This is a genomic window from Thalassospira lucentensis MCCC 1A00383 = DSM 14000, from assembly GCF_000421265.1.
GTDB lineage: Bacteria > Pseudomonadota > Alphaproteobacteria > Rhodospirillales > Thalassospiraceae > Thalassospira > Thalassospira lucentensis.
The window spans coordinates 355755-377609 of sequence record NZ_ATWN01000002.1; the positions used below are offsets into that span (position 1 = coordinate 355755).

At 46.4% G+C, this 21855-nt stretch carries 20 protein-coding genes; 12 read left to right on the forward strand and 8 right to left on the reverse strand.

Features of this window, described 5'->3' with window-relative positions:
- Positions 1–6: 6 nt before the first annotated feature.
- Positions 7–987 (reverse strand): nucleoside recognition domain-containing protein, encoded by a 981-nt coding sequence (locus tag K355_RS0105770; protein WP_022731166.1) that lies wholly within the window; start codon positions 985–987, stop codon positions 7–9.
- A gap of 340 nt (positions 988–1327) precedes the next feature.
- Positions 1328–2206: a LysR substrate-binding domain-containing protein gene (locus tag K355_RS0105775; protein WP_022731167.1), complete on the reverse strand. Its 879-nt coding sequence runs from the start codon at positions 2204–2206 to the stop codon at positions 1328–1330.
- 217 nt (positions 2207–2423) lie between these two features.
- Here K355_RS0105775 and K355_RS0105780 point away from each other — a divergent pair, with 217 nt between their 5' ends.
- The 3 genes from K355_RS0105780 to K355_RS26160 all read left to right on the forward strand — a co-directional run bounded on the left by K355_RS0105780 (position 2424) and on the right by K355_RS26160 (position 5143).
- A complete protein-coding gene (locus K355_RS0105780; protein WP_245562915.1) occupies positions 2424–3605 on the forward strand; it encodes an aromatic ring-hydroxylating oxygenase subunit alpha in 1182 nt (393 codons plus the stop codon).
- Positions 3606–3609: 4 nt separating this feature from the next.
- On the forward strand, positions 3610–4677 hold the full coding sequence (locus K355_RS0105785; RefSeq protein ID WP_022731169.1) for an FAD-binding oxidoreductase: 1068 nt from the start codon (positions 3610–3612) through the stop codon (positions 4675–4677).
- 136 nt (positions 4678–4813) lie between these two features.
- Positions 4814–5143: an AsnC family protein gene (locus tag K355_RS26160; protein WP_022731170.1), complete on the forward strand. Its 330-nt coding sequence runs from the start codon at positions 4814–4816 to the stop codon at positions 5141–5143.
- Between the two features lie 7 nt (positions 5144–5150).
- Here K355_RS26160 and K355_RS25010 read toward each other — a convergent pair whose 3' ends face one another.
- Together K355_RS25010 and K355_RS0105800 are read right to left on the reverse strand one after the other, a co-directional pair.
- On the reverse strand, positions 5151–5927 hold the full coding sequence (locus tag K355_RS25010; protein ID WP_022731171.1) for a class I SAM-dependent methyltransferase: 777 nt from the start codon (positions 5925–5927) through the stop codon (positions 5151–5153).
- Between the two features lie 12 nt (positions 5928–5939).
- Complete coding sequence (locus K355_RS0105800; RefSeq protein WP_162142280.1) at positions 5940–6794, reverse strand: class I SAM-dependent methyltransferase; 855 nt, start codon at positions 6792–6794, stop codon at positions 5940–5942.
- A gap of 419 nt (positions 6795–7213) precedes the next feature.
- On the opposite strand from K355_RS0105800, the gene K355_RS0105805 reads away from it, so the two are divergent.
- The 7 genes from K355_RS0105805 to K355_RS0105835 all read left to right on the forward strand — a co-directional run bounded on the left by K355_RS0105805 (position 7214) and on the right by K355_RS0105835 (position 15179).
- Complete coding sequence (locus K355_RS0105805; protein ID WP_022731173.1) at positions 7214–8392, forward strand: glycosyltransferase; 1179 nt, start codon at positions 7214–7216, stop codon at positions 8390–8392.
- A 129-nt stretch (positions 8393–8521) separates the two neighbouring features.
- On the forward strand, positions 8522–9328 hold the full coding sequence (locus K355_RS0105810) for a polysaccharide deacetylase family protein (protein ID WP_162142281.1): 807 nt from the start codon (positions 8522–8524) through the stop codon (positions 9326–9328).
- A gap of 23 nt (positions 9329–9351) precedes the next feature.
- Complete coding sequence (locus K355_RS25525) at positions 9352–10569, forward strand: glycosyltransferase (protein ID WP_162142282.1); 1218 nt, start codon at positions 9352–9354, stop codon at positions 10567–10569.
- Positions 10547–11881, forward strand: coding sequence for an O-antigen ligase family protein (locus K355_RS0105820; protein WP_022731176.1), 1335 nt, complete (start codon positions 10547–10549; stop codon positions 11879–11881). The genes K355_RS25525 and K355_RS0105820 overlap by 23 nt, the downstream gene beginning before the upstream one ends.
- A 290-nt stretch (positions 11882–12171) precedes the next feature.
- A complete protein-coding gene (locus tag K355_RS25340; RefSeq protein WP_162142283.1) occupies positions 12172–12951 on the forward strand; it encodes a GNAT family N-acetyltransferase in 780 nt (259 codons plus the stop codon).
- Entirely contained in the window at positions 12948–13697 is a 750-nt protein-coding gene (locus tag K355_RS0105830) for a class I SAM-dependent methyltransferase (protein WP_022731178.1), read from the forward strand. Before K355_RS25340 ends, K355_RS0105830 begins: the two co-directional genes overlap by 4 nt.
- Positions 13698–15179: a lipopolysaccharide biosynthesis protein gene (locus K355_RS0105835; RefSeq protein ID WP_022731179.1), complete on the forward strand. Its 1482-nt coding sequence runs from the start codon at positions 13698–13700 to the stop codon at positions 15177–15179.
- Here the strand turns inward: K355_RS0105835 and wecB are convergent.
- Both wecB and K355_RS0105845 read right to left on the reverse strand, forming a co-directional pair.
- Positions 15112–16284 carry a non-hydrolyzing UDP-N-acetylglucosamine 2-epimerase gene (wecB, locus tag K355_RS23210; RefSeq protein WP_022731180.1) on the reverse strand — a complete coding sequence of 391 codons (1173 nt, stop codon included), beginning with the start codon at positions 16282–16284 and terminating at the stop codon, positions 15112–15114. The genes K355_RS0105835 and wecB overlap by 68 nt on opposite strands.
- Positions 16277–17479 carry a glycosyltransferase gene (locus K355_RS0105845; RefSeq protein ID WP_147250354.1) on the reverse strand — a complete coding sequence of 401 codons (1203 nt, stop codon included), beginning with the start codon at positions 17477–17479 and terminating at the stop codon, positions 16277–16279. The genes wecB and K355_RS0105845 overlap by 8 nt, the downstream gene beginning before the upstream one ends.
- Before the next feature lie 331 nt (positions 17480–17810).
- Here K355_RS0105845 and K355_RS25015 point away from each other — a divergent pair, with 331 nt between their 5' ends.
- Positions 17811–18581: a class I SAM-dependent methyltransferase gene (locus K355_RS25015; protein ID WP_051145942.1), complete on the forward strand. Its 771-nt coding sequence runs from the start codon at positions 17811–17813 to the stop codon at positions 18579–18581.
- A 3-nt stretch (positions 18582–18584) separates the two neighbouring features.
- On the forward strand, positions 18585–19436 hold the full coding sequence (locus K355_RS23220; protein WP_022731183.1) for a glycosyltransferase family 2 protein: 852 nt from the start codon (positions 18585–18587) through the stop codon (positions 19434–19436).
- Between the two features lie 36 nt (positions 19437–19472).
- On the opposite strand, the gene pseC is transcribed toward K355_RS23220, so the two are convergent.
- Both pseC and galE read right to left on the reverse strand, forming a co-directional pair.
- Positions 19473–20672, reverse strand: a complete 1200-nt coding sequence (pseC, locus tag K355_RS0105860) for a UDP-4-amino-4,6-dideoxy-N-acetyl-beta-L-altrosamine transaminase (RefSeq protein WP_022731184.1) — start codon at positions 20670–20672, stop codon at positions 19473–19475.
- Positions 20669–21655, reverse strand: a complete 987-nt coding sequence (gene galE / locus K355_RS0105865; RefSeq protein WP_022731185.1) for a UDP-glucose 4-epimerase GalE — start codon at positions 21653–21655, stop codon at positions 20669–20671. The genes pseC and galE overlap by 4 nt, the downstream gene beginning before the upstream one ends.
- Between the last annotated feature and the right edge of the window lie 200 nt (positions 21656–21855).

The window sequence follows — 21855 nt, forward strand, 5'->3', positions numbered from 1 at the left end:
TGCGGCTCAGGCGGTATCGGTTGCCAACTGATCGGGTTTGCGGTCCCAGCGCAGGGTCAATCGTGCCAGAAGGGCAATGATGATCAGGGTTAATATCACCCGCCCGACCAGAATGACCCAGATGTCGGCACCAAGGGCCAGCATGATCGCGGTATCCTCAATCAGTGAATGCGACAGCGACAACCAGCTTAACGACAGGAAAAGAGTACGCGGCGGATAGTTGTTCCGGCGGGCCTCATCAATGATCAGCGCCCCACCAAAGGTCAGGCCCAGCAACACCCCAATCGTTGTCACCGGCGCAACATCGCGCGACAGGCCCGATACCCGCAGGATGGGCAACATCGCAAGGGTGAATTTATCGGTCAGGCCAGTGACCTTCATGGCATCCAAAATCACCAGAAGCCCGGTAATCACCGCAAAACTGACGACAAGTGATTTAAGTGTCTGAATAAGCCATTCACCCCAACCGGCAAGCCCGGTTGCCGCACTGGCAATGTCCCCCCCGGCCATCCATGAAAAATCAACAGGTTCGGACAGCCAACCGGTGGCATTGCTGACCCATGTCACCAGCGCGCCATAGCCAATTGCCGCCCCGACACGAAGGGCCGTGGTCGCAATCAGGCTGGCCCCGGCGCGTTTGACAATCGCCTGTTCGACCGGCAACCCATGGGCAAACAGCATCATCGCACACAAGGCACTAAGCTGTGCGGCCGTCATATCAAGGGTTCCGGCCAATCCGATAAACGCCCCGACCGCGCCATACATGCTAACCAGCGCACAGGTCGCCCAGATCAAACCGGCCTCGGGCGGCAAGCCAATTAACGCCATCACCGGGGTCAGCAGTTCAGATGCGACATCAATCGCGCCAAATTCCTGCGCAATACGGACAATCACCATAACCGGCAACATCACCTTCATCAGGGTGACAAACAGCTTTTGGCTGCGGTTGATCAGATCAAAAATATAACGTTGCAGGGTACGTGTCATGCGTGGGGCTTTCGCAGGTGGGGCTATCGATTGTGTGTGGGGCTGTGTATATCGGTTTTTTCGTAGGCAGGCGAGGGCGGTTTAACTGCGCAGATGATGCCATACGGGCGTGCCTCCGGGGCAGCGATTTTGCGCAAATTTCCACAATATCGAAGCGTTATTTAAGCATATAGCGCCTTGAAATTGCGCAAACGGGGAGCATCCCAAAATGAAAGGCTTCAACTTAAAGGGGATGGCAGTGGCCACAGACGCGGGTTAAGGGCCGCGATGTTGACATTAATTATATTGATCTGATGGAGCAGAAATCTGGTGCGACCAGTGATGCCCGGCATGTGTGACATCACGCAGTTTCAACCAGCCAGTCAACAAAGATACGGGCTTTTTCCGATGCGCGGGGATGGACCTGCAAGTAAAATTCCATTGGGGATGGCATGTTTTGCGTAACAAGCCGGACAAGCCGTCCGTCTTCCAAAAAAGGACCGATAAGCCCGTCCCACCCTAGCATCGCACCGACATCTTCCTGGGCGGCTTGCAGGGCGATCATGTAATTGTTGAGATGAAAGCTGCGCCCTTTTGGTGCGTGGTATCCCAATTGCGCAAACCAGTCTGACCAGCTTGTCCAGCCCGACTCATCATTGTGCACATGAATAAGCGGCGCGTGCAGCAGGTCTTCGATGGTCTGAATGTTGTGTTCGGCCTGCAAGGTCGGGGTTCCGACCGCAATGATGTTGTCCTGAAACAGTTTGTGATAACCCTCGCTGCCGTCATATGGATTGCTGTAATGAATGCTTAAATCGCATCGGCCCGTCATGCCCGGGACGTCACTGACAATCTGTGAAACGGTGATGTTGGGGTAAAACCGCCAGAACGCCGAAATCTTTGGCGTTAACCACAATGAGCTGACCGCTGTTGTGGTGCGGATGGTGACGTCAACGGTTTCGGGTTGATCGCGCAACTGCGTGATTGTGTCTGATATCGTTTCAAACCCGCGTTGCAGGGCGAACAGTAAATATGCCCCCTTTTCCGTCAACTCAACGCCGCGATTGCGTCGGGTGAACAGACTGATGCCAAGATCCGTTTCAAGGGCCTTGATCTGATGGCTGATGGCCGCAGGCGTGACATTCATTTCCTGTGCGGCTGTTTTGAAGCTCAGGTTGCGTGCCGCAGCTTCAAAACAGATCAAGGCATTGATTGATGAAAGATCATAGGGCCGTTGCACGTGTGGCTCCCAAAATCGGGCACATGACATCACGTCGTGCCGAAATGCATTTCAGATTAGTTCAGCTAAACCAGCATGAAAATTAATACTATTGAAAAAACACCCATGAAGTCCACACTTTTGGTTGATTTGAACCCTTAGCAGACGGATGTTTGCCATGCTGTCTTTCCCGCATTCGATTCAAGATATCTTGGCGCGTCATGTCCCCGGATATTCCATGGAACAATCTTTTTACACGTCCCGTTCGGTCTTTGATCTCGACCTGGAACATATCCACTACAAGGAGTGGCTGTTTGCCATTCCAAGCTGCGAGGTTCCCCGGGCTGGCGATTATGTGACCTATGAGGTCGGCTCCTATGCGGTTGTGATCGTGCGCGGCAATGATGGCGTCATCCGCGCTTTCCACAATTCCTGTCGTCACCGTGGATCCATTCTGTGCAAGGCCAAAAAGGGACGGAACCCCAAACTGGTCTGTCCGTATCATCAATGGACATATGATCTTGACGGAACGTTGCTATGGGCGCGCGAAATGGGGCCGGATTTTGATGCTGGCAAGTTCGGGTTGATGCCGGTCCACTGTCGGACGATCCATGGGCTGGTCTATATTTGTCTGGCAGACCGGGCACCGGACCTGACGGAATTTGAAACCATGGCCAGACAATACTTGGCACCCCATGATCTGGAAAACTCAAAGGTCGCGTTCGAAAGCACCATTGTTGAAAATGGGAACTGGAAGCTCGTCTGGGAAAACAATCGCGAATGCTATCACTGCGGGGGCAACCATCCGTCTTTGTGCCGCTCTTTCCCCGAGGATGCGCGTAAAATCGGCAATAGCGGCGACGGCGAACTGGCATCCGAGCTTGATGACCACGTCACTCGGTGCGAGGCCGTCGGTGTGCCGTCGGCCTTTAAGGAGGCAGACGGCGGCGAATGGCGTTTTGTCCGCGTGCCGCTGGTCGGGGCGGCTGAAAGCTATACGCTTGATACCAAGGCCGCGGTGGCCCGCCCGAATTCGTCCATTCCGTTCAAGAATGCCGGGTCGCTTCTGAAATACCTGTATCCGACGACATGGAATCATTTTTTGGCCGATCATGCGATTGTCTTCCGGGTCACCCCGATCAGCCCGACACAAACCGAGATCTGCACCAAATGGCTGGTCCATAAGGATGCCGAGGAAGGGCGTGATTACGATCTGAAACGCTTGACCGAAGTATGGCTGGCAACAAATGCCGAGGATCAGGAAGTTGTCGAGAATAACCAGCGTGGAATCCTGACACCGGCGTATCAGGTCGGTCCTTACTCCGTTGCACAGGAAGGCGGGGTTATTCAGTTCGTTGACTGGTACCTCAAAACTTTGACAGACAAGCTCGGCGCTGCCGAACAGATCGCAGCGGAGTAATCTGATGTCGGTAATGGACAAACCAAAACTTGCATTCTGGTCTGACACCGAAGAACTCGAATGTGTTTCCTTCCTGCCAGAAGCCCCCAACGTGATGACGTTCTGTTTCCAGTCGGTTTCTGGCGCGTTGTTCAGCTATGATCCGGGGCAGTTCATTACACTGGAACTTCCGGTGCCTGGGGGGCCGCTTTATCGGACATACACGATTTCCTCCTCGCCCTCCCGGCCGACATCACTGACTGTGACGGTCAAGGCACAGGCCGGATCGGTTGGCACACGCTGGATGCTTGATAACCTGCGTTCGGGGATGCGCCTGCGCGCCAAGGGCCCGGCCGGGAACTTCTCGTTGGTGCATCATTCGGCGCCAAAATACCTGTTTATTTCTGCGGGGTCTGGCATTACGCCCATGATGTCGATGACCACGCATCTGTATGACTCCGGGCGCGATCCTGACATTGTGTTTGTCAATTGCGGGCGGCGACCTTCCGATATCATCTTCCGCGAAGCGCTTGAACATATGGCGTCGCGAATTAATGGCATCGACTTGAAATGGGTTGTCGAGGAAACCGATCCTTTCAAGCCGTGGACCGGCTATCTCGGGACCTTCAATCAGCTGATGCTGGGCTTGATGGCGCAGGATTATCTGGAACGTGAAGTGTTCTGCTGTGGGCCGGAACCCTTTATGCAGGCTGTGCGCGAAGTGTTGATCGGCCTTGGGTTCGATATGGATCGCTATCATCAGGAAAGCTTCCAGGCGCCGAAAATCAACGCAGAAGAAACCCCCGATGATGTGATTCCAGACGAGAAAACCGATGCGGTTATCGAGTTTCTGGCATCAGGTATCACCGCAAACTGCACACAAACCGATACGGTTCTTGCCGCGGCGCGCAGTGCCGGGCTGGTCATCCCATCGGGCTGTTCGATGGGAATTTGCGGCACATGCAAAGTGCGCAAGACAGAGGGGCAGGTGCATATGGTCCATAATGGTGGGATCACGGACGAAGACATCGAAGACGGCTACATCCTTGCCTGCTGCTCCAACCCGATCGGCCAAATCAAGATCGATGCCTGACGGAGCCCTGCACAGCCAGTGATGGGGCAGCATGGTGTAGTAGGGCTTGGCCTGCGGGCATTCACGCCGAATTTGCGCAATTCTCCACAATGTGACAGCGTTGTTTAATTATTTTGTGCTTTGGAGTTGCGTTTAAATGGCTGAACTGGATCAGATCGATACCAAAATCCTGCGTTTGTTACAGGAAAACGCCGATATTTCCAATGCCGATCTGGCCGGAAAGATCGGCCTGTCGCCATCGGCCTGTTTGCGGCGCATCACGCCGCTATCATCCGCAAAACCCGGCGAACTCGCCGCCGCCCAGCAATACTGTCTGGTCACCGGCGTTCTTATGCTGCACATGCAATACATGGACAAACACACAGCCCTGTGTGACACGCTGTTTGAGGCTGACGAAAATGTCGTCTGGTATCACGCCTACATCTTAACAGAGATATTGAAGAGCACGCGAAGCTCGTTCTTTTAGCGCCGATTTATGTTTTGACCGCTACGCCTATAAGCATATGAGCAAATTTATTTGGATTAGCAAATGGATTGAGCGCCATAGACGTAAATCGCGTAAAGTTACCGTACGGGATACCATACTTATGATGTAGATGGCGCCCTATACCCTCTCTAGTATAAATCGGTTCTACATGTTTACAGTCAAAGCCATTAATTTTGAAATCTTCGCTTAGTTCATGAGGTTCTAGGCGCCACTGATAAAATTCGTTGTCTCCGCTTTTTTCTGGTTTACCTTGTTTAGCATCGATTTCTTTCAGTCGCTGATTGTAAAATGGAACGCTGATTATCAGTGTTCCGCCGGGTTTTAGGACGCGGTACGCTTCTTTAAAGCAATCTGTGAGTCCGTTTTCAAAGTGCTCAAAAGTTCCCCACGAAATATAAAGGTCGAAGAAGTTGTCTTCGAAAGATGTTGCCCGGATATCTTCTCGAACAAAATTCATTGCTGGGAATTCGCTACGCAATGATTCTATCGTAGGGGTACTTAGGTCTAGCCCATATGGTTCGTATCCCAAGTCACGAAGCAAGATGCACCATTCCCCAAGGCCAGAACCACCGTCCAGGACGCGGACATCTCTCCCCGCTGGTGGAGCAAATTTACGGACAACCTTATACTCTGGTCGAACTTTGATCCTCCACTGAGAGCGACGCCTGTTTCCTATTTTCTTCCAGTTTTCAGTCCAGTGATGATCTAGTCGTTGTTCTTCACTTAGGGCGCCGTCGTCCTTGATTGTGTAGTCAGCACGCATTTTGATGCTCGATCAGTTTGAGTTATTTAGGGAGCGTTTCGATACGACTACTGCATAGAATACAGGGAATATGGGGACGTAATCGTCAGCTTTGATTGAGTAGTATAGTAGCCATTTATAGACTCGAGTGAATTTCTTTCGAAGAGAAATGCGGAAAAAATTTTCCCAAGGAGTAATAAAAAAAAAGTGAAGAATTGTACTTGCTAGCCCACCGATAGCGTAGACTTCGATCGCGCTGTTAGGAAACGTCTGTTCAATTCTGCGCAAACTGTACTGTCTCCAACCGTGCCATAGATAAAGAGGTAATGATGCTGGAGCAGGTAAAAAATGTAATTGTATACCTTTAGGCTTCAGCCAGGTGACAGTTTTCTTAGGAAAGTCAAGGTCTGCCTGAATGTGCTCAAGCGCAGAATTTGTGTAAATCAAGTCAAACTCAGGAGAGTGATCTTTCGATAGAACGTCACATTGGTTGAATGATAGGCTAAAACGAGAACTCTTACGTTCTACAAATCGATCATCGATGTCTAATCCTGTCCATGCTCCGCCGAGCTCCGCAGTCTCGAATAGTTCAACAGATCTTCCTGACCCGCAGCCAATATCCAGAATGTTAACGTTGTTTATGTCAGTATATCCTGAATTATTAAGCAATTTGGGAAGCTCAGAGATCAGAAAATGTTCGGCTAATCCACGGCCAGGAGACCAACTGCCCAAGTCGTCGGCTGTCTCAAAAGCATTCCCAAAATTAATTTTTTTGGATTTCAGTTTTTGAGAACACCTTAGGTTCCGTAAAAAGTTCAACCAAAGGTAAGTTAGACGCGATTTACCCCCCCGAATGTGGTCGCCGTTTATTTCCTTGTGATTAGACAACTGCATTTCCTTGAGTTTTTGCTTGGTTACAGACCGAATCTGCCAGAGCACTCTAAGATTGACAATCTTCTAGCGTAACTATTATCACGCACAGCTCTGCTATTCGCTGATTGGTCATAATGTATATTCACAACAGAAGCATGTCCAAAACGGTCAGAAAATTTAAAATCTAAGCTATCTATTTACCTGATTGACAAAATCAGAGTTTGGCGAGGAGCAAGTAAATTGTATAAAGTGATAGCATGTCGCGCATAAAACGAAGTCATAGCTTGAAGTATTAAGGCTGCGGCATGACCAATAATGCTAGGCTGGTGAAATTGTGTTTCCCTACTGTTTGGTTTCCATTGACGCAATGTGGATTGCCTGAATGTAGGTCGGGTTATTTGGTATGTAGATATGTATTTTTCGGAATAGCCCATATGGCGGAACCTATTAAAATTACTATTGTAATCAGGTCTTTGGAGCGGGGAGGGACCGAAACTCACCTCCTGAGAACGTTGCCCATAGTTGCGAGTAATGACTTTCTTATGAGTATATTCTGCTTTGAACGTCCCGGAGAACTATCTGAGGAAATGCGAAGATGTGGAATTAAGGTTGTTACTCCTCCAATTAGCGGTTGGTTTACGCATGTTCCTCTTATGCTTAAGCCGTTTACAACAATATGGACGTGCGTTTTCTTCTTTTTGCATCTGTTTCGTCGTAGCCCCGACGTTGTCCATTTTTTCTTACCAGCCTCATACCTGATGTTGGCCCCTATTTCGTTACTGCATGTGCGCTCTAAAAAGATTATGAGTCGTCGCAGTATGAACAAATATCTCGAAAAGTATCCAAAATGGGTTCGCAAAGTAGAATTCTTTCTGCACAAAAAAATGTCTGTCGTTCTTGCTAATTCAAGAGCAGTCCTTAAACAGTTAGAATACATGGAAAATGTGCCTGCTGAAAAACTGCGGCTCGTATATAACGGTATTGACGAGACAGAAAATGTCAGTAGGCGAGATTTTGCCGTAAGAGCCGATCTTGGAATAAAATTGGATGCTGTCGTGCTTGCAACTGTTGCTAACCTGCTTCCATACAAGGGTTATCAAGACCTCATTGAGGCATGCGGCTTCCTGTCTAAGAGTTTCCCGACGCTACCGGATTGGCACTTGATTGTAATTGGTAACGACAGCGTTGGTATGAAGAAAGAGTTAGAAAATCTGGCCGTGAGGTTGGGGGTCAGTCAAAGGTTGCATTTTGTTGGCAAGAGAACTGACGTCAATCATTACCTTGCGGCTGTAGATATTGGAGTGCTGGTATCTCATGAGGAAGGTTTTTCAAACGCAGTAATCGAAGAAATGTCGGCAGGCCTGCCTATGATTGTTTCTGATGTAGGAGGGAATCCAGAAGCTGTTGTACATGGAGAAACAGGTTTGGTGGTCCCCGCGAAAGCACCAAAAGAACTTGCAAAGGCGATAGCTTACTTACTTCAAAACCCCAGCGTTGCTAAGGAAATGGGGCTTGCGGGTAAAAAGCGTGTCCGAGAATGTTTTTCTATTGAGCAATCGGCAGAAGGATATCGTTCAGTTTATCGTTCGCTGGGTCATTCTAAAATGATGTGATTGTTAACGTATTTTTGTGTGCCGTCCGCTTGGTTCTTCTGGGGTTTTTCTGAAATGATATGCCACTCACATACGCTTGCATTGAGAGCGGTAAACCGTGTTTGGCCGATGTTTTATAAGATAAAGCTCTTGAGTTGGGCGCGGCGTGCCGGCCTGGCTGAGCCTGTAATCTTACTTTCTTTTGACTGTGACACTGATCGTGATGCTGAGGCGGCGGTGCGAGTTCAAGAGTATCTTCAGAAATTTGGCATGACAGCATTCTATGCTGTGCCAGGAGAACTGCTTGAAACGTATTGGGGGGAATACTGTAAGCTCCTCGACTTGGGGGCTCAGTTCGTAAATCATGGCTATAGACGTCATGCAGATATTAACGAGATGACAGGAAAGCCGTTTTCAACATTTACTTATTGCAACGTACCCGATGATGTTTGGAAAGAAGACATTTTGCTTGGGCATGACGTGCTAACGAAGTTGACAGGCACTCCACCCACAGTCTTTAGAACGCCACATTTTGGAGAGTTTAACAAGAAAGAGCAACTTTCTAAGATGTACTCTTTTGTTGCTTCATTGGGGTATCGTGTTTCAAGTTCCACCAAGCCTGTGTTCGGAATGTTGAACGGTAGCGTTTACAACTGTGGAGAAGGTCTCGTTGAGCTGCCATTGAATGGTTGCCTAAGTAAACCTGCACAGTTGATGGATAGTTGGGGGTTTTTGTCGGCACCGGATGCGCTCGGAAAGAAAAAGCTGCTCAGAGAGTTGGAAAGTTACAGGAAGCTGTTTGAAGCCAAATTACCTATAGTCTTAAACCTCTACTTTGATCCGGCAGATATTGTGAATGAACCCGATGTGCTGCATGCATTGTCGTGTTTTTCAGGGTTTAGCTGCATAACTCTAGATGACTGCGAATTTTTGTCTTTGGCTCATACGGCGAAATGATGTCCACTACTAAGATACCCCGTTTGCTTATCCTCGGGTATTGTTATCCCCCTACGGTCAGTCCGGAAGGCTTTGTAACTGCAAAACTGTTGCGAAATGTACCTGATTGTAAGATTGATGTTTTAACGCTCGATAATGGTTTGGTAGGCCCATTTCTTGACAGTGAAATGGGAAATTATGCCGAGAAAATACCCGGCCGAGTGATTAGAGTTGGTGCATCAACATTAATTCGAAAAATAAGCAATTTTCCGCGCTTGCCGTTTCGGCCTGACCGCTGGATTGTACTTAATCATATCGTTTCCTCCAAGGTGCGAAAGCTTTTGCTTCGGGAGAGATATGATTGTTTCGTGACGCGCTCACAGTATCACTCCTCACATCTTGTTGGATTAAAGCTTAAACGAAGAAATCCGGAGATTCCTTGGATTGCGTGCTTTTCAGATCCTTGGTCGAATGCAGATCATCAAGTGAGCGTTCCGGTGTTTTCAAATTGGAGCGACATGCAGGAGCGAAAAGTATTAGAGTGTGCTGATTGCCTTGTTTTCCCGACGGAAGGTTTGCGAGATCACTTTACAAATGGTGACTTTGCGCTGAATGCGAAGTCCGCGATCTTACCTCACTCGTTCGATGCCTCCCTTTATGCGAGGAAAAAGTCCCCAGGGAAAAGTTTTGGTTCATCTGTCACGCTTCGGCTGTTTGGGTCGTTCTACGGAGCGAGGACGCCCGACGCATTATTTTCGGCGATAAATCGACTGAACCTCGAAAGTCAAATTAACATCACTCTTGAAGTGTTTGGTGCTTGGCATCCATCCTATGCCGAGTTTGAAGATCAGAATGGTGGATGTAAAAAAAAGCACGTCAGGTACATGGGCCAAGTTCCTCATCTGGATGCTTTGCGCGAGATGCAGGATGCAGATTTACTCGTGGTTGTGGATGCTCCTGGGAAAGGGAGTAGTTTTTATCTTCCTTCGAAGCTTGTTGATTATTTAGGCAGCGGTACGCCTATCCTATCTCTTTGCCGCCCCGGAGTGGTGTGCGACATTACTCGAAAGGCGGGCGGGATAGTTGCGGATCCCTCCGACGTATATGGTATCTCTGAAGCGATCCGAAATTGGTTAAATGCCAGAGAGCGTAAATATTCACCATCCGCATTAACTCTATCTAACTATGAAGCTCGTTGTGTCGGGCGAAAATTTCGGGACTTGGTTGGATGTTTGCTAGATGAGAAAGTTACTGAAAAATAATAGTGCTCCCCCAATTTTTTTGGGAGCTTTCATTGGGGTTATTACTCTACTACCGTTTATGCGTGTTCGCGTTAACTACGAATACATTGAGTTATCTGGTGCACTGCAATTCATTGTGTTTGTAGGGCTTTTTGTGGGGCTGATAGCCTTTGCCAATTTCAGGTTTTCTGAATTATTTTCTGAGTTTAAATATCTCTCATTAAACCAAAGTTGCCTTCTTTTCCTTTTATGGTGTGCTGTTGCTGTAATTTCCAGTTTTGTGGGGCAGGACCCTATACTTTCTCTAAAAAGAGCAACACTGGCGCTTGTTCCAGCTTGCTTGGTTTACTTCACGGCTTATTCGTGTGCGGATCCAAGAAAAATATTAAAAGGTTTTGTTCTTGGGATGTGTTTGATCACACTAGTTTCTATTTTTTACGCTTTGGCCGGTTGGATCGCAGAAATTACGAATACTGATCCCAACGTAAGACATGGCACATTTTTTTTGTTTGGGCTCGAATTCTCTCAGTCTCTTGGTCAGAGACACATTTTATTTAACAACGAGTTGATTGAATTGCAGAGATTTTCTGGTTTCTATCCGAACCCAAATGGAATTGGAATAGTGTCTGCAATTTGTTTGATTTTTTTGACTTTAATTAAAAAAGATATGCCTAGAACTTATGTGTTTCTTTTGGTTATGATGGTTTTAGGACTATTGCTTTCTGGGTCCAGAATGTCGTTGTTACTCGTAATTTCATCATGCGCATACTTTATTCTTTCTCCACGTTTAAGAACAAAAATATTCAACGTGCCTTCTGCTATATTAGTCTTTTTATTTTTAATTGTTCTTATTTTTGTTTGGGCTGAATTTTCACAAGAAATCTCAAACATGTTTGATGGAAGTAGACAAGAATTTCTAAGCTTGGGTGAGAGAGGAAATGGTTTTCTTAAAGCAATTGAGGTAGCCTCGCAAAACTGGTTCATAGGAAGTGGTTTCGGTCTGGGTGCTGAGGTGGTATTTGGAAAACAAGCAGATGTAATGGCAATTCATTCGGTCATTCTGAATGCAATAGTTGAGACAGGTTTTTTAGGTGCGATTTTAATTTCTGCTCTATGGGTAAGGCCGCTTATTTCTGAACATAAGGTAACTACCGCTGAACATTCAAAGGATTTGCAAACGTTATGTTTGAATGCAGTCGTGTTCGGCCTGTTGGTTGCTGAGTTGTTCGATCTGAGCGTTACGAGGTTTCATTATATCCATTTAGTTCTCTTTTTCCTTCTGGGGCTGAGTTCTGCTTTTCAGCGTCGAGGTCGCAAAAGGATTGAAACCTGATGTATGAGGTCGTCTTACGTTCTGATTGTGACAGGGCATGTTGGGACACAGCCGCTGATACATTCACGTCTGCCTGGGCGTGGCACCGATCAGAATTGTTAAACGCAAGAAGTCACTGGTTGCGGACGGAGGATCACAGTTTTTGTGTGCGGGATAGATCCCGTTCGGATCAGATTGTCGCAATAGTGCCGTTAGTTGTTGTAAGGCCGAGGTTTCTTAACACATGCGTCGGGGGGCACTTTGAGAGTACAGGTGGGCCTGCATTATCTTCGGAGCTACCAAGACGTTCTTTGAAAAAGGTACAGGAAATAATCCAAGCTACCATTCGCTCTCTCGCAATTTCTCTGAAGGTTCGTAGATGTGATTTTTCAAGTGCTCCGCTTGTTCCTCAGTTACTGTCCATTGATCGTCCATTCCCAAATCCAATGTGCTATTTTGGTGTCAAGGATACATCGACACAGTCTTGGGTGTTATCGATTAGGGAGAGGGCGCTAGAAGAACTATGGAATGGTCTTGAGCATCGAAGCAGGAAGCAAATTAAAAAGGCCGGACGCAATGGTCTTACGGCAGATATTGTTGTTCCAAACTCAAATATTTGCGATCAGTATTATGACCTTCATATCAGAACTTGCATGCGCAACTCTATCTCTCCGCATCCGAAGGCATACTTTCAGTCTCTTTTTTCAGAAGTCGCTGATGCAGGGCTATGTAAGAGTTGTGTTGTTTGCGACCATGGTAATCCTCTCACGATCCAAAATTTTTTGATCTATAAAAATACGGCACTTTACTGGACCGTTGCCAGTCACGAGGACGCTCTTAAGTTGTGCGCGAACGACTATGGAATGTGGAAGTCAATACAGCATTTTAGTGAGGCTGGTTTGGAATACCTAGAATGCGGGGAGGCCTTTCCTTCAGCGCCCAATGGGAAGCTGAAAGGTCTGAACGACTTTAAGAAGTCATTCGGAGGAGAGCTGTATCCCTACTATCGTGGGAAAATCGTCTATCAACCAGTCCTCGAGGGCGTGCTCGAAATACTTCGGCAGTTTCGATCGGGGGGCGCTGCAACATGAATAAGGTTGAGCAACAGCACTTTGATGCCTGTGCCAGTGTATATGAGACCGAAATTGGTGAAGAATATCCGCAGTGGCTCAAATGGCATCTCATAGAGAAATACGCGAAGCATGGTGACCGGGTGGTTGATATAGGTGGAGCAAACGGTCGTCATGCTCTTGACGCTGCTCTGAAAGTCGCCTGTGAAACAATTTGCGTGGATATTAGTGAGGGCATGCTTAAACAGCTGAAACAGCGGCCCGACTATCTTTTGGCTGAAGTAGAAAGTCGCCCAAGTCCTGTCGTAGCATCTGCCCTGGAGTTGCCGATTCAAGATGAATCTGTCGACCTTGCCTGGAGTTACGCAACGCTATTGTTGATGCCTGATCAGCAAACTGCAATTTCAGAAATGGTCAGGATTGTTAAGCCGGGTGGGATTGTAATCCTTGATATTGGCAATGTTTGGAATCTTGGTTGGTTATACTGGCGACGGTTTTATCTAAAACGTGGTTTTTCTGGCATTTTCCCCATGTCGCGGCGCCAAATTGGTAAATTGGTTCATGCGCTTGGGTGTCAGACCTTAGAGGATATACCAACGGGTATCCTCAGTCAGTTATTGCTACTTCCTTATATTGATAAAGTCACAAGATTGCGTGACAGGATACATAAGAAAGGCGCATACCCCGACTTGGATGGACGATGCAGTAAATTGCTCCCAATATTTGCAAATCGCTACTATCTGGTTTTGAGAAAGAAAGGCGGCTAAGTGAAGACGCCCAGCGCAAGACGATTATTGCGGTTCTGCAAAAGTGATCTTGGTTTAAGATTTATGGCAGAGGCTGCAGCACGTGGTAGCGGTTTTGTTGTTACACCGTTGCTGTCTTGGACGCTAGGGGCAGCAGTGTTCGGTGGTTACACTCAAATTCTCAGTCTTTCTTTTGCTTTCGTGCCAATCATTTCTGCCGGCCTCGGCTATACGGTTATTCGACAAGTTGCTGCCGGACCAAAGCCGCAACAGGGGTGGGGCTTACTAGTTTTTTCGATCAGTTTTGTTTCTTTTCTTTGCGTGTTACTTGCTGGCGTAATGTTAGTGTTTTCTGGAGAAATCAATTCACTGATTTCCCTAAGTATGGCTTTTAAATCCTCTTCCGTTGTTCTCGCAGTGTCAGCTTTAGCATGGGTCGTCGCAATAGAAGCTCTTGTTCAAGAGTACTTTAGGGCGATGAGATGGGTGCGTTATTCGTTGATTGTGCAGCTAAGCGCTTTAGCCTTGCATCTATGTGTTCTAGCTCTTGTTTTTCTTGCGGGTAGTCTTTCATTATGGTCTGCACTTGCAGTTTTAGTGCTCACAAAGCTCTGCGTGATCGCAGTGGTACTGATCGTAATGTTCCTGCTGTACTCAAAATCGGGCAACGCACGCTGTCAGAATCCAAATTGGCGAGTATTGATTTCAGGTGTCCCTTTTATGCTCGCAGGGTTTGCTGAATGGGCTGGAAACTTAGGGGACCGCTTGATCGTGGGGAATTACTTGGGGGCGGAGGTGGTTGCGCAGTATACAGCGGCCGTAATGCTTCTTTCTGTAATTGTCGCGCTCGGTGCCCCATTATGGTGGTTGTTGTTTCCAGAGATAGTTCAGCAAACACATCATTCGAATTACCAACGTTGTCGTGAAATTGTTCAGCAGCGCACCATGACGTTTGTTGAACTTGGGTTACCTACACTTTTTTTGCTCGCTTTAATCGCAGACCCCGCTATTTCCCTGTTGGTGAACAGCAATGCAACGGATATGTCAGGCGTCGTTTTTCTGCTTGGTGCTTCAGTATTTGTAAATCAACTTGCGACAGGTTGGGAGTACTTCATTGTATCCGTTTCTTCAGGCAAAAGATTGATGTTTTCAACCCTGATCAGTTCATTGTTGGGGTTTGCAATAGCGATTTATCTCGGCCCGAGTATGGGCATAGCAGGAATTGCGCTGGGCGTTCTCTCAGGGAAGGTGATTTTGGCCTTTACTTACTGTGTGTTGGCAAATCGAAATGGATTCCCAGGTGCAGTATGGGAGACACTACCGTCCTTCATCATTATTGTCGTCAACGTTGTTGTATTCGGCTTAGTTAAATATTTGGTCCAAATTCTTAAATTAAGCGGAAATAACGAAATTTTATTCGGATCAGCATGTTTGTTTATGCTGTTTTATGGCGGTGTTTATTGTGTTTATAAGCATTTGTCTGATTCTGGTTTACAAAGTTGACGATATGCTCTGCTACGCGGTCCGCGGCCTTCCCATGCCCCTGTATTTTTTGCCATTTTTCTGTGGCGCTCGATTGTGGGCGAACGCTCAGGTGATTTGTTACGGCTTCACTCAGGTTTTTAGCTTGTGACCCTATGAGGCACCCTAGTCCAAGGTCTATGATTTCGGGGCGTTCCGTGACGTCTCGGACCACGATGATCGGAACACCGCAATATGGTGCTTCCTCCTGCATTCCACCAGAATCGCTGATCACTAAATCTGCATAGTCGAGCATGGTGATCATTTCTTGATATGGTAAGGGCTCTACAAGTTGTAAATTTAAATGCTTGCTCCCTTCAGGAAAATGTCTTCTAACCGTTTCACGCACTTTAGGATTTGGATGTAGTGGCCATACAAATCTATTGTCGCTGTGTTGCTTTATGGTTTTAGCCAATTCCACGCAAAACTGGTCCAGATCACCATCCAAAGCTTCTCGGCGATGCATAGTTATAAGTATAAGCTTTTCCTTAGTGCCGCCCTTAACTGGCTTTAAGAGAAGTTGAGCATTTGGTTCTTGTCTCGCAAGCACAAGGCTGTCGATGCCGGGGTTGCCAACAACATGAATTGTGTCGGAATGAATGCCCTCTTTGACTAAGTTATCCTTGGCTTGATCTGTCGGTGCTAGATGCAGGGATGTTATGCGTGCGATCATTTGCCTTAACCCCTCTTCGGGCCAGGGGTTAGTCAAGTCATGAGTTCGTAATCCGGCTTCAACGTGAACCACGGGAATGTTTAGCAGAAAACCGGACATCGCCCCTGCAAACGCCGATGCGGTATCTCCCTGAACTATTAGAATTTCTGGACGATTCTGCGCGAACTCCTTTTCAAGTACAGTTAAAACTCTTTTATGAATATCGGCCGATGATTGCGTATTTGTCATCAATTTAAAATCGACATCTACGTGTATATTCAGGCTATCAACCGCTTGATCGAGAAGTTTCCGGTGCTGTCCAGTACAGTAAAATGTGACATTTTCTTTGCCGAATAAGATATCGAGAGCCCGAGAAACTGGAGCTAGTTTTATCAATTCTGGGCGTGTTCCTGCGATAATCGCAATTTTACTCATCTTGTCTTGGCCTCTTTATGTCGGGGATGGCTGTTTTTGTCTTTTCCATCTCATTTGTCAGCAAGTGATATATCTTTTCGTTGCAAGTCGCAGGGTCAAAAATCCGTTTAAAAGCGTCCTTTGTTCTTTGCCCATATAGTGCTGATTTTTGTTCATCACTAGCCAGTTCAATGAGAGTAGACCGGAAGCTTTGCGGGGTGCCTGAACACCACACTATAGAGGCGTCCTTGTACTCGACTGGACGTCCTTGCCGCGGTTCGTTCAGTACAATAGGCAGGCCTACCAAGCCAGCTTCAATTACTGTTTTTGGGACTTCTGCGAAAAGAGTAAAGGCGATGAAGGCGTCAAAATTTTTTAATTGTTCAATAAGCATAATGTTCTGCATTCGTGGAATTAGAGTCACCCTTTGTGACATGTTATGTTTTTCTATCCATTGCTCCACTTGAAACCTATTCGGACCATCACCCACTACCGTGAGATGAAGATTCTCACAATTCTTGATTGCGTTCAAAATTGGAAATATTGATTTTCCATCAATAAGTCTACCAACAGTAATTAATCGAAAAGAAGATTTCCGAACATAGGAACGCTTTGTATCGCAGCCCCGAACGCCAACCGAATTAGGGATAAGAACAGTTTTTTTTCTGTACTTTATTGGGATGGTGTCCACAGCTGGGCTGTAAACTGGCGCCAGAAAATCAATGTTTTTATGAGTGTACCGCCTGAGGAAATACTCAAAAAATCGGATCAAACGATGCTTTATGGATATGGCTTCAGTTTTTGGCGCGGTTAAATGGCAGGTGTGAATGCTGGCAACACTTCTGTATCCGTATTGTTTTCCAATGATTGCAGCTACAGTTCCCGCAAACGTATCTCCGTAAGCTCTGACTGATACTGATTTTACATCATGAAAGCTTAGGTTCAATTGCTTGTTGATATACTTTTTAATAAGTTGCGGGATGAATAATGTTGTCAGCATTCCTTGGAAAGTCATAAGATTAGTAGTATAGAATTCGGCATACGCATTTCCGCATAGTTTTTTTATTTCTTCCGCCTCAGGTTCATCTGGGCAAAGAGATATTATTGCTATTCTTGAAAACTTTCCACCAGGGTTGAGATATGAATAGGGTGTTTCACCTTTCGTGATCCACTCTGATATGCGTGCAGCAACAACAACGATTAACAAATTCGACAATAGTCATCACCAGTTAATGGGTGTAAATTTATGTGGCTATCGGTCTGGCTTCTTGAGGTATCATATTGGCAATATGCCATATTCATACTTATTGTGTCGCTCACGGTTTTTGAAAATTAGCGTGCTTGTCTTGTTTGGGGGAGCATAAAACATAGTGATTTTTTCGATATTCCGTCAACTGGGCCGCAATTTATCTATGTGGACAGTTTGATGTTGATTGGAAGATTTTCATTAGTAAGAGTGTAATCTTATTTCTGGGATAGTGCTAACGTTCAGTTTAGGCTCTTAATTTCGACTTGATTTATATAAACACCAAGTTTTGGATTTTATAATGCGTTCATTTGTCTTGTGGGTTGTCGGTGCGATCTCTTGTATATTTCGGTTAATTCCAGGAAAGGCGAGAGGCGGGCTGATCTTTGGACTCCTTATGATCGAGTCTCGTATCGGGCAGCCAGCGGCAGCGTTAAGACGATTGTACCTCATAAAGGATAACTTGGAGCGATTGCTGTCTGAGCGGGCCATGGCATATGAAGGAGGGGAGCATCCAAAGCATCGTTTAATGCGATACCATGATTTTTTTGTCGAAAATATCAGCCAGGGTAATCGTGTTGTTGACATTGGTTGTGGATATGGTGCCGTCGCACGATCTATAGCCTTGAACGTATCGCAGAGTCAGGTCTTCGGTGTCGAGATGGACGAGCAACGTTTTAATCAGGCAATAGCCGCCGATAATCCACAAAATCTTAAATTTATATTTGGTGATGCATTTCAGGTGCTGCCAGATGGAGTTGCCGATGTAGTTGTTCTCTCAAATGTATTGGAGCACATTGAGGATAGACAGGCATTCTTGAGGCGGATTGTGAATGTGTTGTCACCAGGAAAAATTCTCATCCGAGTTCCCGCGTTTCAGCGCGAATGGCATGTTCCCCTCAGAAAGGAACTTGAGATAACGTATTTTAATGATCAGACGCATTTTATTGAACATACTGTTTCCGAATTTGAGGACGAGTTACACCGTGCCAACATACAAATTGATAGTTTAAGAACAATTTGGGGCGAGATATGGGCCGTTTGTCATCCAGCCAAACCAACGGGACAATGAGGGATGTTGCCTTCAGTTTCTGTAGTTATTCCTTGCTATAATGGGCACGCGTTCTTGGATCAGGTTGTTCAGTCTGTGCTCAATCAGACAGTCAAACCTCTGGAAATCATCATTGTAGATGATGGTTCGGATAATCCTGAAACCATCAAGTTCCTGGACGAAATTTCAAGTAGAGTGCTTCTCATAAGGCAGGAAAACAAAGGTTTGCCGCGTGCTCGCAATGTAGGGTTCGCTGCTGCTAAAGGAGAATACATTCTTCCCCTTGACTGCGATGATTGGCTGGAACCTGAATTCTTAGAGATGGGTTTGAAGTTGATTACTGAGAATGATGGTATCGACTTCATGTTTTCTTGGATGTCTCTGGAGGCAGAGTCATCTGGAATTTTGGAAAAGCACTATAACTTTTTTGAACAGTTGTTCTTAAATCAACTTCCCTACTGCATTCTTCAACCCAAAAGAATTTGGGAGGATTTGGGGGGGTATGATGAGTTGATGCGCAAAGGTTATGAAGACTGGGAGTGGAATATCCGGTTAGGCAAGGCTGGTTATAAGGGGGGGGTCATTAAGCGCCCGCTATTCCACTACCGAGTGCAATCAACGGCAATGCTAGCCAGTATATCTCGACGGAAACATGTCGACTTGTGGATGTTTATTCGTGAAAAACATGCAGGTCTCTACTCCGGCAAGGAGTTGTTCGCTATGTGGAAAATATGGCGTCACTCTGGCTCAACTAGACCGTTGTTCTTATATTTCGGTTGGGAAGCTCTGTATCGTCTTCTGCCCAAAGCCCTGTTCAGGTTTTTGGTTTCTACGTTATTCTCTCGTGCGCATTCTGCCCGTTTTAAGAAGAAATAGTTTATCTTTTTTGCCCGTATCCAGACAAATCGGGAGTTACAGGCTTTTTAAAGACGAGACTACGGCTTCAATGTCTCTCGGGGACATTGAAGTATAGATCGGAAGTGAAAGGCAGGAGTTGTAGAAGCTTAGTGTGCCTGAAAAATCAACTCCGACTGTTTGTGTGCGATAGTAAGGCTGAAGATGAACAGGGATGTAGTGAACTTGAGTACCAATTCCATCATTTTTCAGTTTTTCCATCACGTGATTACGCCCTTTACCTAGAAAATCGTTGTCAAAGAGTGCAATCATTAAGTGAGGGCATGGCGAGCAATTGGGAACGCGATTAGCTAGCCTAATCCCTTCCGGCAGGCTGTTCTCCAGAGAGTAGTATTTTTCCCGTAATTCTCTTCTCTTGGCTGCGAACATATCGAGCTTTTTAAGTTGGCTGCTGCCAAGAGCGCACTGAATGTCAGATGCCCTGTAGTTGTAGCCTGGTTGAGACATTTCATAGTACCAACTACCCCATTCGCCCGAGCGGTCCTTGCCTGTATCTTCTGAGACAAACTCTTCTGGTTTACGGGTGATCCCATGATTCCGAAAAAGCTCAAGCTTTTTTGCAAAGTCACTCGAATTGGTCGTAACCGCTCCACCTTCACCCATCGCAATGGTCTTCACAGGATGAAAAGAAAAGGCTGTCAGGTCTGACCACTTACAGTCACCTGCGACGTGTTCGAGGTTGGGGCCATAAGTTGTGCCTATCGCGTGACATGCATCTTCGATGACAAACATGCCTTCGCGCCGCGCAACTTTGCTTATTGCTTCCATGTCACAGAGTTGCCCCGCTAAATGCACGGGCACTACAACTTTGGGGGACAGGCCAGCTTTCTTTGCGCGAAGAATGGCGTCTTCTAGGTGATCTTTGGTCATTAAGCCTGTTGCTGGATCGCAGTCTGCGAAAATGACTTTAGCTCCAGTAAATGTCATTGCGTTGGCAGAGGCGAGAAATGTTACTGATGGGACAATGGCAGCATCGTTCTCAGAAAGACCGATTGCATGAGCTGCCATATGTAGTGCGGCCGTACCAGAGTTGCATACAATTGCGTAATTGGAGTTCGTTTTATCTGCGAGCAGACCTTCAAACTCATTCACAGCTGGGCCGGTTGTAAGATAATCGGATTTAAGCACCTTTACGATGGCTTCTATATCATCCTGATCAATTGATTGTCGGCCATATGGGATAAATTTTTGCGTCATTTTGATTGGCTTTCGAAAAAGCTCCAAGCATGGGAAATGATTTCTTCGAGGTTTCGGAACCTTGCCGTCCAGTTAAGTAACCTTTTAGCTTTTTGGGCGCTTGCAACCAAGCGTTCAGGATCCCCGTCTCGACGTTTTTGATAGTTAATCTCGAAACTTTTCCCAGTTATCTGTTGGCATAGTTCTAAAACTTGCAACACGGATGCACCTGACTCCGTGCCAATGTTTATGTAGTCAAAATTTGGTTGATGCTGGTTGGTAACAAAACTGAGAGCATCAATATGTGCTTTAGCAAGGTCATCGACATGAATATAGTCCCGGATACAGGTTCCGTCCAAGGTGTTGTAATCCGTTCCAAACACTTGCATCCCAGAAGTAATGCCAGAGGCAGCTTGAAGCGCTAGAGGAATCAGATGCGTTTCTGGAGTGTGTCTTTCCCCCGCACGTGCATTTGGGTCGGCACCCGCAGCGTTGAAATAACGAAGTGCAAGTGCTTTGAAGCCATATATTTCGCTGTAGTCTTGCAAGATTGTTTCTACGATAGCTTTGGAGCGTCCATAAGGATTGGTTGGTCTTATCTGTTGCTCCTCGTCTATCAATTGTTGGGAGCAATTTCCATAAACGGCTGCGGTTGAAGAAAATACTATACTATAGCATTCGTTGGCGCGCATTGACGCAAACAGAACTTGTGATCCTGTTACATTAACATTGTAAAAGTCCTCAGGTGTCTTCATCGACAAACCTGCTTCGATTAGCCCAGCTAAATGAATTACGGCAATCGGTTTATAATCTTTAAAAATATGATCTAACGTTGCGCGATCACGTATGTCTCCACGAACAAATGAAGCTTCGATCGGGACCGAGTCCCTATGACCATTTGTAAGATTGTCGAGAACGACCGGGCAATATCCATGTTCCAGTAATCTCAAGCAAATATGTGAACCTATGTAACCTGCGCCACCGGTAACAAGTATGTTTTTCATTGGAGTATGGTGCCCACTTTTGTAATTTTAGTCGAGACACATAAATTTATGCAGTAGGCTGAATAACTAGCTTTCTAAGCGCATAAGGTACAGAGCAAAATCTTATATTGTTTAAATAGTGTGCGCCTTGGGGCCGCCAATAAGTCCTATTACATTACATCCAGTTCATTTTTCTTTTTTTGAGTTTTCCTTTGGCAACG